The organism is Bowdeniella nasicola (genome assembly GCF_900107735.1).
GTDB classification, from domain to species: domain Bacteria; phylum Actinomycetota; class Actinomycetes; order Actinomycetales; family Actinomycetaceae; genus Bowdeniella; species Bowdeniella massiliensis.
Genome location: NZ_FNQV01000007.1, coordinates 80,158 through 96,791, shown reverse-complemented (window position 1 = coordinate 96,791; position 16,634 = coordinate 80,158). Strand labels below are relative to the sequence as shown.

The following is a 16,634-nucleotide window of genomic DNA, read 5'->3' as shown; positions in this document are numbered from 1 at the left end:
CCAGCGCCGTCACCTCGCGGTATATCGGTCCGTCCCGTGGCGTCCCACCGAGGAATTAGTTTCGAATGGGTAAATCATCCCGTGGTTACTAGGTCTCGGGCCCGAATCCTGCTGGAGTGTATGTGTGTCGACGTCCTCAACCAGTCCAGTCCGCTCATCGCGTCCCTCAGTCCGCTACCCCGGATTGGATGGGATGCGCGCGCTAGCCGCAGCCATCGTCTTGGTCTACCACCTCATTCCAGGTGCTGCTCCCGCGGGCCTTATTGGAGTTGACGTTTTCTTCGTAATCTCCGGTTACCTCATTACCCGCCTACTCATCAACGAGTACGAGCGGAACTCCCGGATTGAGCTGAAGGCGTTCTGGCTGCGTCGCCTTCGGCGGCTTTTCCCGGCGCTCGCCTTCATGGTGCTGGTGTGCGTAGCACTCGCGGCCCTCGTCGGTGGCGATGCGCTGGTCAAGGCACGACTGCAGACGATCACCGCGCTGACCTACACCTACAACTGGGCGCAGATCGCGACGGGCAGTGACTATTTCGCCGCGAGTGACCCCCTGCTGCTGACCAATGTGTGGTCGCTCGCCATCGAGCAGCAGTTCTACATTGTCTGGCCCCTGGTCCTGCTGGTCATCGTACGCTGGCGAGGCCGAGCCATCGTGCCCGGACTGCTCGCGATCGCTTCGGCGACCAGCATGGCGATCATCTCCGGCACGAATCTCTCGCGCGCCTACTATGGCACCGACACGCACTTGTTCGGCCTCATGATCGGTGCAATCCTCGCGATGATTATCTCTGGGCGGGCGCCTCGTCCCAGCTCGCCACGTCTCGTGCGCCTCGTTGGCCTATGGGGGCCCGCAGGTTGGCTCGCCGTCGCTGTCCTTGCCGCGATCGGTACGCAGATCTACGACGACGACCGCGGCTTGTATATCTGGGGGTTGCCTGTCGCTTCGCTCGCGAGCGCAATCATCATCCGCGCGGTCATGCCCGACGTCACCGTGGCTTCGGCAATGGCGCGCGGTCTGTGCGCGATCCTGGAGCATCCGGTTCTGGTCTGGATCGGTACACGCAGTTATGGCTTATATCTGTGGCATTGGCCATTGCTCGTGCTCGCGAACTATCAGTGGCCATCAGCCTCTCCCTATCTCGTGGGCGCCTGCGTCGCCGCGCTGTCACTCGCGCTAGCAGAGATTTCACTGCGCTATGTAGAAGACCCGATGCGCCGAGCGGGCATTATCGCAACCCTGCGGGCCTGGGGAGCGATCGTCGTCGCTTCCTTCCGGCGCGGCCCGCACCGGCTGCGAGGAGATAGCTCGACGATGACTTTCCGTCACCTCAGCGTGGGTAGACGGATCGTCACGCTCGCCATGACAACGGTAACTGCCGCCGCTGTCGTCTTAGCGTCCGTGGGGTTGGCCGTCGCGCCGACCAAAACCACGCTGCAAATGCAGATCGATGCTGCGCGCGCCCAGCTGGATCAACACAATGATGCCCGCAGAAACGGTGCGGCCCCGCAAGGTACAGCAAGTCCTAAACCCACTGAACCGTCGCCTCCACCGTCGGATAAGAAACCGCCCGCGACGGATGAGGACAAGACCGGAAATGTCTCGCTTTCCTTCATCGGTGACTCCGTCATGCTTGCTGCCTCTCCCGCGATTACCGCACGTTGGCCCAAAGCCCTCGTCGACGCGGAGGTCTCGCGCGCGATGCCGAGCATCGATCATCTCATCTCCCGGCAGTTGGCCGCTGACTCCCTCGGCGATGTCGTTATCGTTGGGCTCGCTACAAACGGCACGATTCGCGACGATCAGATCGAGGGGGTGCTACATGCCATCGGCGCGGATCGCCGTCTGGTGCTGGTCAATGGTTACTCCCGCCCGAAGGCCCGGTGGGTGATCGACGCGAACGCCGCGATCGATAACGCCGCAAGGCAGCATCCAGACCGCGTCTTTGTCGCGAACTGGCACACTGTCGCCGCCGACCACCAGGACCTGCTCGCCTCGGACCAGACCCACCCTCGCAAGGCCGGTATTGACCTGTATGTCAAGACCCTGCATAGCGCCATCAACGAGGCAGCAACCTCTCTCGATGGCCATTAACCGCTGCCAAGCTCACGCCGGGCGTATTTAGCCCGGACAACGCGCCGCAGGTAGGCTTAAAGCCATGAGTGCAGTGCTATCCGCCGTCGCGTGGCCCTATGCCAACGGCCCCCGCCACATCGGCCATGTCGCAGGTTTTGGAATCCCCTCCGATGTCTTCAGCCGGTACATGCGAATGGCCGGCGAGGACGTCCTCATGGTCTCCGGTACCGACGAGCACGGCACCCCCATCCTCGTCGCCGCGGACGCCGCCGGCGTCACCGCCCGCGAACTCGCAGACAAAAACAACCGCATCATCGTCGAGGACCTCGTCCAGCTCGGCCTGTCCTATGACTTGTTCACTCGCACGACGACGGTCAACCATTACGAGGTCGTGCGCGCCATGTTCTCCCAGGTGCGGGACAACGGCTACATGAGCGTGGAAACCACCCACGGCGCAATCTCCCCGTCGACGGGCCGCACCCTGCCCGATCGCTACATCGAAGGCACCTGCCCCATCTGCGGCGCAGCCGGCGCCCGCGGCGATCAGTGTGATAACTGCGGCAACCAGCTCGATCCGACCGACCTCATCAACCCGGTTTCGCGCATCAACGGCGAGACGCCTGCCTTCGTCGAAACCGACCATTACTTCCTCGATCTGCCGGCGCTCGCGGGCGCACTGTCCACCTGGCTCGACGAGCGCGAAGCCTCCGGCACCTGGCGCCCCAACGTCATCAAGTTCTCCCAAAACATCCTCGAGGACATCCGCCCCCGCGCCATGACGCGCGACATCGACTGGGGCATCCCTGTACCCGGCTGGGAGGACCAAAAAACCAAGCGCCTGTACGTCTGGTTCGACGCGGTCGTCGGCTACTTGTCGGCGTCCATCGAGTGGGCGCGCCGCTCCGGCGATCCGGAGGCCTGGCGCCGCTGGTGGAACGATGAGGACGCGCTGTCCTATTACTTCATGGGCAAGGACAACATCACGTTCCACAGCCAGATTTGGCCCGCCGAACTCCTCGGCTACAACGGCGAGGGCGAGCGCGGCGGCAGCCCCGGCGATCTCGGGTGCCTGAATCTGCCGACGGAGGTCGTCTCCAGCGAATTCCTCACGATGGAGGGCAAAAAGTTCGCCTCCTCGCGCGGGATCGTCATCTATGTTCGCGACATGCTTTCGCGCTACCAGCCGGACGCGCTGCGCTACTTCATCTCGGCCGCGGGCCCCGAAACCCAGGACGCCGATTTCACCTGGGCCGAATTCGTGCGCCGCACCAACACCGAACTCGTCGCCGGCTGGGGCAATCTCGTCAACCGCACCGCCGCCATGATCGCGAAGAACTTCGGCGAAATCCCTAGCCCCGGCGAGCTGACCGAGGTCGATACTGCCCTCGTCAACCAGATCGCCGACGGCTTTACGCGCGTCGGGGACCTCATCCGCCACCACCACCAAAAGGCCGCCATCGCCGAGATCATGAAGCTCGTGGGCGAAGCCAACAAGTACGTCGCGGACACCCAGCCCTTCAAACTCAAGGCCCCCGAGGAGCGCGAGCGCCTCGCCACGATCCTGCACACCCTGGCCCAGGCGGTCTCGGACCTCAACATCATGCTGAGCCCGTTCCTGCCGCATGCCGCCAATGAGGTCGACGCCGCGATCGGTGGCGACGGCAACGTCGCGCCCCTGCCACGCATCGAAGAGGTGAGTGACCTCGACGGGGGACCGGACTATCCGATCATCACGGGCGACTACACCCAGGTTCCGGCCTGGGGTCCGCGCCCGGTGACGATCGGCGCGCCGATTGCCAAGCCGACGCCGATCTTCACTAAGCTCGACGACGCCATCATCGACGAGGAACTGAGCCGCGCCTCCAACTAGCAGGTCCCAGTTAGCAGTCCGCAACTAGCGGCCCGTAGCGAAAGACACTGGGTCCCACCAGCCCGGCAACGTCGACTAGTCCGGCAATGTCGATAGGAGTAACGATGTCGAAGAAAAAGCCGCGCCTGTGGCCAACGCTCGAGGAGCCCTACGGTTTCGAGCTGATCGATAATCACACGCACCTGCCGATGTCGGAGCGTGAGATCCCGCGGGACTCGATGGGCTTTGCGATGCCGCGCGCCGAACAGCTCGCTCGCGCTTACGAGGCCGGCGTCGTCGCGGTCATCTCCTCTGCCTGCGACGTGGCGGACATCCGCGCGGCCGACGCCGAACTCACCGCCGACGCCGCATCGGCCACCGACGCCTCGCGCGCGCCCGCGCGCACGCCCGCGCCCGCGCGCGAGGAAGCAGCCGTCTACTGGGCCGTCGCGATTCACCCCAACGAGGCAGCCGTCCACGCCGGCTACCGCGACAAGAGCCCGGACGGCCTCACCCCGCACGTCAAGGACTTCCACGCCCTCACCCCCGAGGAAACCCTCGCCCTGGTCGAGCGCGTCGCCCGCACCCACCCCGGTCGCGTCGTCGCCATCGGCGAAACCGGCCTGGATTACTTCCGCACCGGCGAAGCCGGCCGCCCCGCCCAGCGCGAGGCCTTCGCCGCCCACATCGCGCTCGCCAAGGAGCTCGGCCTGCCCATGCAGATCCACGACCGCGACGCCCACCGCGACGTCGTCGACGTCCTGCTCGCCGAAGGCGCCCCCGAGCGCACCATCTTCCACTGCTTTTCCGGCGACGCCGAACTCGCGGCCATCTGCAATCGCCACGGCTGGTACATGTCCTTCGCCGGCCCCGTCACCTATCCCGCGAACGACGAGCTACGAGCCGCCGTGGCCGCCGCCGACGAGGCCCTCCTGCTCGTGGAAACCGACGCGCCCTACCTCACGCCCGCGCCGTTCCGCGGCCGCCCGAACGCCGCTTTCCTCGCCGGTCTCACGCTTCAGCGCATGGCCGAGGTTCGCGGCCTGCCCGCGGCAGACCTCGCCGCCCGCATCCTTGCCACCACCCGCGACGTCTACGCCATCCCGGCCTAAGCCTTGAAACCTCCCAGTTTTGGTGGAACACGTCTCTTGTGGGCGCCGCGCGAGCGTCGTACAGTGGAAATCGTGACTGCGACGGTGCCCCCGCGCTGCCGCCAGGAAACCCTCCACAAAGGATGAAGTCTTGACTAAATCCGGCCGCCACGCTGCCAAGCCCACCCTCGCCGCGCGCCTGAAGGAACGGTCCTATCAGTTCCGCGCCACCGGCCACCACCCGGCCGCAGCCACCTTCCGCCGCAAGGTCCTCACGGTCGCCTCCGCCGCCACCCTCATTGCCGGCTCCGGCGCCTTCGCCGCGACCCAGACGGGCCTGTTCACTACCGAGGAACCCGCCGCAGCACCCTCCTCGGCCGCCGTCGTCGACGGCCGCGATGCCATCGCCGCGTCCCGCGATCTGGAGCGCCTGTCCCTGGACGCCATCGAGCGCGTCGACATCACCGTCACCGCCGACGGCGAAACCGCGACGCACAACGTCCCTGCCCTCTCCCTTGCCGAAGCCCTCGCCGACGCCGGCATCGTCGTCGGCATGTTCGACACCGTCAACATCCCGCTGTCGCAGACCGCCGCCGAGGGCATGGACGTCGTCATCACCCGCGGCAACTCGGGCATGGCCTCCGACGAAGACGTCACCGAGTTCGAGACGATCGAAAAGCAGGATCCGAACCTCTTCAAGGGTGAGACGAAGGTCGAATCCGAGGGCCAAAACGGCATCACCCGCACCACCTACCGCGTTGAGCTGAACGAGGGCGAAGAAACGGGTCGCACCGCGCTCGCCACCGTCGTCGTGCAGGAAAAGCAGGACCGCGTCGTCCTTGTCGGCACCAAGGAAAAACCGAAGCCGCAGCCCGTCGTTGCCGCCGCCCCGCGCGAGTCCGGATCGACGACGAGCCGCCAGCCGGCCCCCGCTGCGCCGCCGGCCGCGCCCGTGCCCGCGGGCAGCGCGCAGGACATCGCTCGCGGCATGCTCGGCTCCTACGGCTGGGGCGGGGACCAGATGTCCTGCCTGTCGACGCTGTGGCACCGCGAGTCGGGCTGGAACCACCTCGCGCGCAACCCCTCCTCGGGCGCCTACGGCATCCCGCAGGCGCTGCCGGGCCACAAGATGGCCACCGCCGGCGCGGATTGGCGCACCAATCCGGCCACGCAGATCCGCTGGGGCCTGACCTACATCCAGGGACGCTACGGCTCGCCGTGCGCCGCGCTGAATCACTCCTACGCCCGCGGCTGGTACTAACAAATCGGGCGAAAAACAGCCCGCAGCCCCTGTTCGGTGACATGTGAAGTACCGCACGGGCACTGGACGTCCAGGTAACAATGCGATTACGGTCGACGCTTGTGACTGAATTTCCCTCCGAAAACAGCCAGGTTGACGCCGACGCTGCCCCCGCAGCCGACGCCGAAACGACCGACACGAACACCCCGGCGACCAAGCCGAGCTGGCGCAAGCGCGCCGCCATCGTCGCCGCGATCGCCGTCCCGGCCCTCGTGGCCTCCGGCGCTGGCGTGGCCCACGCCCACAAGTCCGTCGCGCTCGACGTCGACGGCCAGGTCGAGCAGGTCTCGACGTTCGCCGGCTCCGTGCAGGGCGTCCTCGCCAAGCAGGGCGTGACCCTCGGCGAGCATGACATCGTCAGCCCCGATCCGAACGCTGCCCTCACCGAAGGCGCTACCATCGTCGTGCGCACCGCCAAGCCCATCGAAGTCATGATCGACGGCGCGACGCACACGATCTGGACGACGGCCGATGACACCGCCGGCGCCCTGGCTGAGCTCGCCGCCTCCGGCCGCTCCGCCTCCATCGTCGCCGCCTCCCGTTCCACCGAGCGCCAGGAACTCAGCCTGCCGCTCATCACCGACGGCAAGGTCAAGCTCATCGTCGCCGGCGAAGAGCGCGAGATCGACGTGGAGGGCGAAACCACCCTCGAGGGTCTGCTTCTCAAGGCCGAGGTCAAGCTCGGCGAGCACGACGACGTTAAGATCACGCCCGCGGACAACAACACCGTCATCGTGACGATCGACCGCGTCGAGCTGGGCGAGCGCACCGAAACCGAAGACCTGCCGTTTGCTACGACGGAACAGAAGTCCGGTGATCTGTTCGTCGGCGAGTCCAAGGTCGTCACTGCTGGCAAGGCGGGCGTCATCACGCGCATCTACGAAACCGTGAGCGTCAACGGTAAGGAAACGAGCGCCAAGCTGAAGGACGAGCAGCGCACCGAGCCGACGGCCAAGGTCGTCGCGATCGGAACGAAGAAGCGTCCCGCGCCGAAGCCCGCGCCGGCCAAGGCCGCCCCCGCGAAGCGTTCGACGGCCGCCAGCTCCGGCGGCTCCAGCTCCGCTGGCTCGACCGGGGGCGCCGCCCCGACCTCCGGCGTGTGGGCCCGCCTCGCCCAGTGCGAATCCGGCGGCAACCCCCGCGCGGTCTCGGCCTCGGGCACCTACCACGGCCTCTACCAGTTCTCGGTAGCGACGTGGCGCTCCGTGGGCGGATCCGGCCTGCCGAGCCAGGCCTCGCCTGCCGAGCAGACCAAGCGCGCCCAGATCCTGCAGCAGCGTGCGGGCTGGGGCCAGTGGCCGGCCTGCTCCGCCAAGCTCGGCCTGCGCTAAACCCTGCCTGCGCTGACCCTCCACCTCAGCACAACCAGCGCCGCACCGGCCGGACAGATCCATCCGTTCTGTCCGGCCGGTGAGTCGTATCTAGCAAGCGGTCAGCCGCATGGCAGCGAGCCCCGGTTCGCCCGCTAGGCTGAAGGCGTGACCGTTCGCCTCCTGACGCCCCCGGACATCCGCGCCCTTGCCGAGCGCCTGAACATCCGCCCCACCAAGCAGCTGGGCCAAAACTTCGTGCACGACGCCGGAACCGTGCGCGCGATTGCCGCGAGCGCGGGCATCGCCCCCGGCGATAACGTCCTAGAAATCGGCCCCGGCCTCGGCTCGCTCACACTCGCGCTGCTAGAAACCGGGGCCCGCGTCTCGGCCGTCGAAATCGACCCGATCCTCGCCGGCGCCCTCCCGGAGACCATCGCCACCTTCGCACCCGAGGCCGCCGCGAACTTCGCCGTCACCTGCCGCGACGCCCTCACCATCGCCGACGCGAGCGACCTCGCCGTCCCAGAATCCTTCGCGAGCGCCGAGCCCCCGGCGAGCCCCTTCACCCCCACCGCGCTCGTCGCGAACCTGCCCTATAACGTCGCGGTCCCCATCCTCTTGACGCTGCTCGCGGCCCTGCCGAGCCTGACAACCGTCGTCATCATGGTCCAAGCCGAAGTCGCCGACCGCATTGCCGCCGAACCCGGCTCCCGCATCTACGGCGTCCCCTCCGTCAAAACGCAGTTCTACGGCACCGCCCGCCGCACGCGCACCATCGGCCGCACCGTCTTTTGGCCCGTGCCGAACGTCGACTCCGCCATCGTGCGCATCGACCGCCACACCGTCCCGCTCATTCCCGACGAGCATGCCCCCGGCATCACGACCGACGAGCCTGCCCGTGACATCACAGCCGATGAGCCTGCCCCCGGCATCACGACCGGCTCGGGCCCGGTGCCGATTTTCGCGACGGCCGACGGGTTCCTCAAACCCCACAGCAAAGCGCACAAGGCGGCCGAAAAGGAATACAACTCGAGCCAGCCTGCGCCCGCACCCGCGCCCGCGCCCGCACTCGCGCGCCCGCCCGCGCGCGAGGAGATCTTTCGCGTCATCGACGCGGCCTTCGCCCAACGCCGCAAAACCCTGCGCGCCGCGCTCGCCTCCTGGGCGGGCAGCCCCGCCACCGCGGAAGCCATCCTGACTCGCGCCGAAATCGACCCAAAAACCCGCGGCGAACAACTACGCATCACCGATTTCATCGCCATCGCCCGCGCGAAAAACGAACTCGACGCGAGCGCAGCGCCAGAAGATGGCACGATGTAAACCATGGCAGAGTCCGTCACTGTGCGCGCCCCCGGCAAGGTTAATTTGTTCCTTGCCGTCGGTCCCAAGCGTCCCGACGGCTTCCACGATCTAGCCACCGTCTTCCAAGCCATCGGCGTCTACGACACCATCACCGCGTCCGCCGCTCCGGCCGGCATCAGCCTCACGATGTCCCACCTGGGGGAGGACCTACCCACCGACGATCGCAACCTCGCCGTGCAGGCCGCCCGCCTCATCGCCGAGCGCGCCAACGTCGACCTACGCGAGCGTGGCGTCCACCTGAGCATCGACAAGCACATCCCCGTCGCGGGCGGCATGGCCGGCGGCAGCGCGGACGCAGCCGGCACCCTCGTCGCCCTCAACGAGCTGTGGCGCAAACCCCTCGCCCCCCACGCCCTCATGGATATCGCCGCCGAGCTCGGCTCCGATGTGCCCTTCTGCCTCATGGGCGGCACCGCGATCGGCTACGGCCGCGGCGAAGTCCTCAGCCCCGTCCTCGCGCGCGGCCAACACTGCTATCTCATCGCGACGATGATCGACGGCCTCTCCACCCCGGCAGTTTTCCGCGAATTCGACGCACTGAACCCCACCCCGCAGGCCGCGCCCGAGGTCTCCCCGACGCTGCTGCACGCCCTTGCCCAGGGCGATACGGCACTCGTCGCCTACGCCTTCCGCAACGACCTCATGACGCCCGCGCTCAACCTGCACCGCGGCGCCCGCCACGTCATCGAGTTTTTCTGCAATAACTCGCTCACGGTCATGGTCTCCGGCTCCGGGCCGACCCTCATCGCTCAAGTCGACTCCTTCGAACGCGGCCAGGTCCTCGCCGAACGCCTCGCCACCTGGCCCCACGTCGCCGACGCCTTCGTCGCCTACGGCCCCGTCCCCGGCATCGAGCTCGTGCGCACCTCGCGGCGCGCCGCGTCCAACTCCCCGTTCGGCAAGGACCATCCGAACGGCGACGGCCCGAACCACGACGATCCAACCGTTCACGATCCAATCGACGACGACGCGAACGCCTACGATCCGAACGCCTACGATCCGAATGCCTACGACACAATCGACGACTACGACTTCGACGATTCGATCGACGTGGACGGCCCGCTGCCGCCCACCGAGGACCTCCCCACGCTGTTCGATGAGCCCACCAGCGAGGACCTGGACGAATCCATCTCGCGCCACCCCTCCTCCCGCCCCGGCGTTCGCCCGCTGCTGCGAGTGATCGAGGATCCCGACGACGACGCGAGCACCGCCACCGCCAGCGACGACGCGAACATCACCCCGGATAAGGACTCGTAACCGCGTAACATAGCCTCACGTGGCTATCCCTTTGATCGTCGGCGAGTCTCTGCACCTCGATTACCCGACCCGCACCGTTTTCAACGACGTCACCCTCGGCGTCGAAGAAGGCGATCGCATCGGCATCGTCGGACGCAACGGCGACGGCAAATCCTCCCTCCTCAACATGCTGACGGGCGCCCTCGAACCCCACGGCGGGCGCGTCACCCGGCGCGGCGGCATCCGCGTCGGCCACCTCACCCAGGCGGACCCCCTACCCGAGGGCGCCACCGTCCGCACCGCCATCGTCGGCGACGCCCCCGAGCATGAATGGGCCGCCGATCCCGCCATCCGCGACGTCCTCGCGGGCCTCGTCTCGGATCTTGCTTTCGACGCCCCCGTCGCCAACCTTTCCGGCGGTCAGCGCCGCCGCGTGGCGCTGGCCGCCCTGCTGGTCGGCGACTATGACGTCCTCGCCCTGGACGAACCCACGAACCACCTGGACGTCGAAGGCATCGCCTGGCTCGCCGGCCACCTCAAGCGCCGCTGGCCCACCGGCGCCGGCGCGCTGCTGGTCATCACCCACGACCGCTGGTTCCTCGACGAAGTCTGCACCGAGACGTGGGAGGTGCACGACGGCATCGTCGAGCCCTTCGAAGGTGGCTACGCGGCCTACGTGCTGCAGCGCGTGGAGCGCGACCGCATCAAGGCCGCCACCGAAGCCAAACGCCAAAACCTGCTGCGCAAGGAACTAGCCTGGCTGCGCCGCGGCGCGCCCGCCCGCACTTCAAAACCTAAATTCCGGATCGACGCCGCCAATCAGCTCATCGAGGACGTCCCACCCATCCGCAACCCGCTCGAGCTCAAGAGCCTGGCCGTCTCCCGCCTCGGCAAACGCGTGATCGACCTCGACGACGTGTCCTTCAGCTTCGACGCCAAGCCCGCCGCGCCCGTGCTGCGCGACGTCACCTGGCACATCGCACCGGGGGAGCGCACCGGCATCCTCGGCGCTAACGGCTCAGGCAAAACAACGCTGCTGAACCTGATCGCCGGCAGCCTCAGCCCCACCGCAGGGCGCATTCGCACCGGAACGACGGTACGCATCGGCCACCTCGACCAGCAATTCTCGCAACTCGCCGCCATCGCCACCGACCGCGTGCGCGAAGTCCTCGCCCGCACCAAGGCGTCCTTCACCGTCGACGGCAAGGACCTCACCCCGGCCCAGCTCCTGGAGCGCCTCGGCTTCGCCCGCGAGCACCTCTCAGCCCGCGTCGGCGAACTCTCCGGCGGGCAAAAGCGCCGCCTCCAGCTGCTGCTCCTGCTGCTCGCCGAACCGAACGTCATCATCCTCGACGAGCCCACGAACGATGTCGACGCCGATATGCTCGCGGCCCTGGAAGACCTCCTGGACTCCTGGCCGGGCACGCTCCTCGTCGTCTCCCACGACCGCTACCTGATGGAGCGCGTGACGGATCAGCAGTACGCGATTCTCGACGGACGCCTGCGCCACCTGCCCGGCGGCGTCGAGGAGTACCTTCGCCTCCGTAGCGCCGAGCAGCGCGGCGGAGCCAGCGCCCCCGCATCCCCAGCTAGCCCGAGCGCCGGCTCCATCCCAGCTGCGACGACGCTCTCGGGCGCCGCGATCCACGCAGCGCAAAAGGAGGTTGCCTCAATCGAGCGTCGTCTTGCCAAGATTGGCACCGAGGTGGAGCGCGTCCACCAGGAAATGGCGGAACACGATCAAAGCGATTACGAAGGCTTGCAGGTCTTGACGCGACGCCTGAACGCATTCGATGCCGAGACTGCCGAGCTCGAAGATCGCTGGCTCGAACTCACCGAGGAGATTGGCTAGGGCTGATTGTGTGGGTCTAGTGGGGTGCCTTTGAGCCAGTCGTAGTCGGTGTCGTGGTGTTTGCCGCCGGTGGCTTTATCGGGATCGGTGAGCAAAATATGGTACTCATCCACACGCTGCGGTTCGGAAGAAACCGTGGTCTCAAGGGTGCCGGGCACTTCAACCCACGCCGAGCCTGCCACTTGGTAGGCACCCGACCACGTGGTGGTCACCGAGATCGTCTTATCCCCGATCGTCCACCACTCATGCCAAAACCTCTGGTTCGGATACGGAGTATTCGGATCCCCCGTGACATACGGGGGACTGCCATCGTCATAAGTGAAGGTATGAGAGACGGGTGTGAAGCGGACATGGAATGCGAAGCCGAGCAGGTCTCCGGATACGACGTGTTGACGTGCGGTGGTGGCGACAATGACCGGCATGTTCACGGTGTGGCGGCCCTGATCGGGCTGGATGAGTAGCTCGCCCTTGGCCACCGGGAAGTCCTTAAACTCCTCAATCGACAACGGTCGCGGAGGCGCCGCTGCCTGCCCCACCGGTCGCGCCGCAATCCGCACCGGTGCGGCCGCCTCAGGAGGGAGCGTGGAGCATTCGACCTCCAGCGTTGGATCCTGCGGGTCTGGACAGATCGCTATCCACGACTTTGCAGGAATGATCGTCAGCTGATTCTCGCGGGAGCTTGGTGCAATGGCCGACCCTTTAGACTTATCTTTGACTCTTGGTCTCTTTCCTATTGCCGCTCGAACTTTGGTATCACCAGCGGTCTGGGATGTGATTGAGAGATGGCACTCCGACATATCTGAAATCAGAGTGCAACCGTGGTTTTTCTTGCCATCTTGGGGAGCCACTGGAAGCCAGAGGGTAGTTACCAGAGTTGCTACCAACAATGCGGTCCTACTCATCCCCCCAGCGCCCTTCGCTCAGTTTCAAGTAGACCGGTACCCATCGTGATTCTTGGAATCCGACTGTGGCAAATCTGTCTGCGGTGGTATCTGTTTCTACATTCTTGATAACACCTCCAGGTGCTACCAACTCAATGGACTTTCTTACTTCAGTTCGAACCCCTACTTCATCTAGAGCGTAGCCCTCGGGGTCTGCCGCCAAACTGACAGGTCGATACGTGGGCTGCGAACGGAAGAACTTTAAGTGTTGGTTTCTCTGAACGAGATCGCGGAGGTCATCACAATTCTGACAAAGACCAGAATCAATTTCGTTGAGAATTCCTGCATCCCCAGTTTGTACGGCGTATTCGGCCATTGCTTCGAAGTAGACGGCAGCGTCTTTGGCGCCCTGTTCGGTTTCCTCGGTGAGTGTTGCCGGCGGGGTGGGTTTTTCCCACGCAGGGAACAGGCGCTCGAGGTCCTCCTTAGGGACCTGCGCTCCAACTGTGAGGTCATCGAGCGTCCACTGCCCAGGTGCGGGAGTGGACTCGGTTGGGCTCGGGCTCGCGGCGTCCGTCGTCGTGTTTGATGAGCCGGATGCGGGCGGATCAGATTCGTTCTGGCTAGTGCAAGCAGAAAGCGCGAGAGCGGAAGCAAGCGCGAATGCAGCGGTGCGAGCCAGGGAACGCGGCACTAAAGTCATGACGCTCACAGTAGCGACATGGGCGCAATCGCGAAACCATTTCCTTCAAACTGTGGACAACTAAGCCGTCGCCGATGTGGAATCGCTGCTCGCGATCTCATCACTTCCGTCGAAGGGAAGTAGGAGCTCGCGCAGGAGGCAGGCCAGGCTCTCCCGATCAGCAGCAGAAAGGGTTTCCAAGACGGTGTACTCGGACTCCACGAGGGTTTCCATTGCGGAATCGACACGCCTCAGGCCTTCGGGGGTAAGTCTGACGCGGACCATCCGGCGATCCTGCGGATCAGCAAGGCGGGTGACGAGCCCGTGGTCGACCATTCGGTCGATGCGGTTCGTCATCGTTCCGGAAGTGACGAGTGTGCTCGCAATGAGCTTTCCTGGCGTCAGCTCGTAGGGCTCGCCTGCGCGGCGAAGCGCAGATAGGACATCGAATTCCCAGCCAAGCAGTTTGTGCTGGGCGAACGCTTCCTTGCGGGCCAGGTCCAGGAGCCGGGCGAGACGGGAGACTCGCGAAAATACCTGCAGGGGAGCAACATCGAGATCTGGCCGCTCCCTGTTCCAGGCAGCGACGATCCGATCAACTTCATCGAGACGTGCAGGTTTCACGCCTTCGAGATTACTCGATATCAAGAGACCTCGGGAGGGGATGTAGAAAACGCCCCGCGTCAAACCCTGGTAGGTCTGTTCGCGGGGCGTTCTCGCCGCCTAGCGCGGAGCTCTCAGGCTATGCGTTACGACGGACAGTGTTTCGGCCGGTCAACGCTTCCTTCAGCGACATCCGGCTGCCGGTGTGCAACACAGCGCGCTGGTATATCTTCCCGCCGAGCCACAGCACCACGAAGATCGCAGCGATGAGGAGCGCAAGCGCAAGGAGGATCTGCCACATCGGAACTGCGCCCAACGCCATACGGACGGGCATCATGAATGGCGAGAAGAACGGAACGAGCGACAACGCAAACGTCGCGGACGAATCCGGCGAGTTGGGCACCAGGAACATTCCCAGGTAGAAGCCGCCGAGAATGATGAACGTCATCGGCGTCGTAATCGCGCCAACATCTTCCTGCCGCGAGACCGTTGAGGCCAGCGCCGCCCAGATCACCGAGTACAGGACGAACCCGAACATTGTCCACATCAACAGCTGCAGGACAAACAGGATCGGAGACGAGGGCAGGATGTCCGTCATCCCGGTCACGTAGCCGACAGCGGCGAAGACACCGATATATGTAAGGAACTGGAGAAGGATCGTGGCTCCAATGCCGATGACCTTTCCGGCAAGCAGCTGCGACGGGCGAATCGTGGCGAGCAACAGCTCAACCACCCGGCTCGTCTTCTCTTCAACGACGCCCATCGACAGAATCGCACCACCAGAAATCAGGGCGAACATTACGAGCGAGAGACCGATCATCGCAACGAAGAGGGCCTTCCCCTTCGATTCCGAGTCGGTGCCATCGATGCTCGTAATGGTGGGAGTGGACTGCGCAACCTTTTGCATCACCTGAGCGGGATTCCCGCCGAGGTTCGCGATCTCGGTAGCTAGTGTCTGCTGCCCGGCGATGCCCTGGACCATGCTGTTCAATGCAAGCCGTGGCGAATCTCCGACGAGGAACTCGATGTCGTCGGGGCTGCCCGTGAGGTAGCCGTCGATGTCGCCGTCGCGGATTTGCTGTTCGGCTTCCGCCCGCTCGAGAGTTTTGAGCTCAACCGTTTGGCCTGATTGTTCTCCGGCGCTCTTGAGGATATCCCCAACTTGTTGCACTTCGGATGCAACCCCGACGGTGTAGGCCGGGGCGTCGTCGTCCTTGGTTGCGAAGTAGTTGACGACGAACATACCGACGGCGATAAGGGCCGCCACCACGATCATGGCGATGATGGAGGACTTCTTCAGCATGTTCGTTTTGAACTCACGAGCAGCTACAAGCATGATGTCGCTCATTTTGCTGCCTCCTTTGCGTCATCAGATTCGGCTGGGTCCTCAGTAACCACCACGTTCTGGAAAAGTTCAGCAAGGCTGCGGTGGTGATCTCTGAACTGGGTGAGGTTGCCGGTGCGAGCTGCTGCGTCAACGACGGCCGAGCGAGCACTTGCATCACCCGTCGGGATTGAGACTCGCGTCGTAAACCCTTCTTGCCCTTCGATCTCGACGCTCGGGTGGGACTTGAGGGGCAGCGCCCACGAACCTGTCGAATCGTCGGCGACGGTGACATCGATCAGGGTGCGAGGGGTCGAACGAAGCTCGTCGATCGTTCCCTCGGCGATCATTTGACCGTTGCGAACGATTCCGACGCGGTCGCACAGCCGCTCCACGAGGTCGAGCTGGTGGGAGGAGAAGACGACCGGAACGCCGGCCTTAGCTCGTTCAACGAGGACGGAGCTCATGACGTTGACGGCAACGGGGTCTAGACCTGAAAACGGTTCGTCGAGGATCAGAACTTCGGGATCGTGGACGAGCGCCGCAGCGAGCTGCACACGCTGCTGATTACCCAGGGAAAGCTTTTGCACATCGTCATCTCGTCGAGCCGCGATTCCCAGACGATCAGTCCAGCGCTCCATCGCGTCCTTGGCTTCTTCCTGGCTGAGGCCATGAAGTCGCGCCAAATAGATGAGCTGCTCGCCGACCTTCATTTTCGGATAGAGCCCGCGCTCTTCCGGCATGTAGCCAACCCGGCGGCGCGCGGCCAGATCGAGCGGCTTGCCGCCGAGCGTGACTTCACCCTCGTCGGCAGATAGCACTCCTAGCGCAATGCGCATCGTGGTGCTCTTGCCGGCGCCGTTTGATCCGACGAAACCAAAGATCTCACCACCGTGGACGGTGAACGACATATCGTCGAGTGCTTGCAGAGTCCCGAACTTCTTCTTCAGTCCGGAGATGACAAGATCTGTCATCAGGCCCTCCTACGTTTGGTGTACGGGCAACACAGTACAGCGCATTGCGGGGTCAATGATGGACACTTGTAGGACAGTGGAGGGCCCGGCCGG

Annotated in this window: 13 protein-coding genes; 8 read left to right on the top strand and 5 right to left on the bottom strand. The window is 64.9% G+C overall.

Going from position 1 to position 16,634, the window contains the following annotated elements; translation table 11 throughout:
• Positions 1-124 precede the first annotated feature (124 nt).
• From BLU67_RS06750 to BLU67_RS06715, 8 genes are all read left to right on the top strand, one after another.
• Positions 125-2,092: an acyltransferase family protein gene (locus BLU67_RS06750; protein ID WP_261977059.1), complete on the top strand. Its 1,968-nt coding sequence runs from the start codon at positions 125-127 to the stop codon at positions 2,090-2,092.
• 64 nt (positions 2,093-2,156) lie between these two features.
• Positions 2,157-3,944: a methionine--tRNA ligase gene (gene metG / locus BLU67_RS06745; protein ID WP_092564035.1), complete on the top strand. Its 1,788-nt coding sequence runs from the start codon at positions 2,157-2,159 to the stop codon at positions 3,942-3,944.
• A 104-nt stretch (positions 3,945-4,048) separates the two neighbouring features.
• Positions 4,049-5,035, top strand: coding sequence for a TatD family hydrolase (locus tag BLU67_RS06740; protein WP_092564032.1), 987 nt, complete (start codon positions 4,049-4,051; stop codon positions 5,033-5,035).
• Positions 5,036-5,165: 130 nt separating this feature from the next.
• Positions 5,166-6,275, top strand: a complete 1,110-nt coding sequence (locus BLU67_RS06735; protein ID WP_092564030.1) for an aggregation-promoting factor C-terminal-like domain-containing protein — start codon at positions 5,166-5,168, stop codon at positions 6,273-6,275.
• 101 nt (positions 6,276-6,376) lie between these two features.
• The gene (locus BLU67_RS06730; protein ID WP_176780722.1) at positions 6,377-7,645 is read left to right on the top strand and encodes a resuscitation-promoting factor; all 1,269 of its coding nucleotides are present in this window, start codon (positions 6,377-6,379) and stop codon (positions 7,643-7,645) included.
• Positions 7,646-7,792: 147 nt separating this feature from the next.
• On the top strand, positions 7,793-8,947 hold the full coding sequence (rsmA, locus tag BLU67_RS12555) for a 16S rRNA (adenine(1518)-N(6)/adenine(1519)-N(6))-dimethyltransferase RsmA (protein WP_261977058.1): 1,155 nt from the start codon (positions 7,793-7,795) through the stop codon (positions 8,945-8,947).
• 3 nt (positions 8,948-8,950) lie between these two features.
• Positions 8,951-10,246, top strand: coding sequence for a 4-(cytidine 5'-diphospho)-2-C-methyl-D-erythritol kinase (locus BLU67_RS06720; RefSeq protein ID WP_092564024.1), 1,296 nt, complete (start codon positions 8,951-8,953; stop codon positions 10,244-10,246).
• 19 nt (positions 10,247-10,265) lie between these two features.
• Entirely contained in the window at positions 10,266-12,077 is a 1,812-nt protein-coding gene (locus tag BLU67_RS06715; protein ID WP_092564021.1) for an ABC-F family ATP-binding cassette domain-containing protein, read from the top strand.
• Here BLU67_RS06715 and BLU67_RS12100 read toward each other — a convergent pair.
• From BLU67_RS12100 to BLU67_RS06695, 5 genes are all read right to left on the bottom strand, one after another.
• Positions 12,074-12,925 carry a hypothetical protein gene (locus tag BLU67_RS12100; RefSeq protein WP_143027362.1) on the bottom strand — a complete coding sequence of 284 codons (852 nt, stop codon included), beginning with the start codon at positions 12,923-12,925 and terminating at the stop codon, positions 12,074-12,076. The two genes, BLU67_RS06715 and BLU67_RS12100, sit on opposite strands and share 4 nt — an antisense overlap.
• 46 nt (positions 12,926-12,971) lie before the next feature.
• Positions 12,972-13,661 (bottom strand): DUF6318 family protein, encoded by a 690-nt coding sequence (locus tag BLU67_RS12095; protein ID WP_143027361.1) that lies wholly within the window; start codon positions 13,659-13,661, stop codon positions 12,972-12,974.
• Between the two features lie 60 nt (positions 13,662-13,721).
• On the bottom strand, positions 13,722-14,264 hold the full coding sequence (locus BLU67_RS06705) for a MarR family winged helix-turn-helix transcriptional regulator (protein ID WP_092564014.1): 543 nt from the start codon (positions 14,262-14,264) through the stop codon (positions 13,722-13,724).
• Positions 14,265-14,382: 118 nt separating this feature from the next.
• Positions 14,383-15,591, bottom strand: a complete 1,209-nt coding sequence (locus BLU67_RS06700) for an ABC transporter permease (protein WP_092564011.1) — start codon at positions 15,589-15,591, stop codon at positions 14,383-14,385.
• Positions 15,588-16,541 (bottom strand): ABC transporter ATP-binding protein, encoded by a 954-nt coding sequence (locus tag BLU67_RS06695; RefSeq protein ID WP_092564008.1) that lies wholly within the window; start codon positions 16,539-16,541, stop codon positions 15,588-15,590. Before BLU67_RS06695 ends, BLU67_RS06700 begins: the two co-directional genes overlap by 4 nt.
• Positions 16,542-16,634 lie beyond the last annotated feature (93 nt).

What these genes read in the sequence shown, in the direction of transcription:
- metG (WP_092564035.1), top strand. Translation starts at nt 2,157, where the DNA reads ATGAGTGCAGTGCTATCCGCCGTCGCGTGGCCCTATGCCAACGGCCCC.
- BLU67_RS06740 (WP_092564032.1), top strand. Translation starts at nt 4,049, where the DNA reads ATGTCGAAGAAAAAGCCGCGCCTGTGGCCAACGCTCGAGGAGCCCTAC.
- BLU67_RS06720 (WP_092564024.1), top strand. Translation starts at nt 8,951, where the DNA reads ATGGCAGAGTCCGTCACTGTGCGCGCCCCCGGCAAGGTTAATTTGTTC.
- BLU67_RS12095 (WP_143027361.1), bottom strand. Translation starts at nt 13,661, where the DNA reads ATGACTTTAGTGCCGCGTTCCCTGGCTCGCACCGCTGCATTCGCGCTT.
- BLU67_RS06700 (WP_092564011.1), bottom strand. Translation starts at nt 15,591, where the DNA reads ATGAGCGACATCATGCTTGTAGCTGCTCGTGAGTTCAAAACGAACATG.
- BLU67_RS06695 (WP_092564008.1), bottom strand. Translation starts at nt 16,541, where the DNA reads ATGACAGATCTTGTCATCTCCGGACTGAAGAAGAAGTTCGGGACTCTG.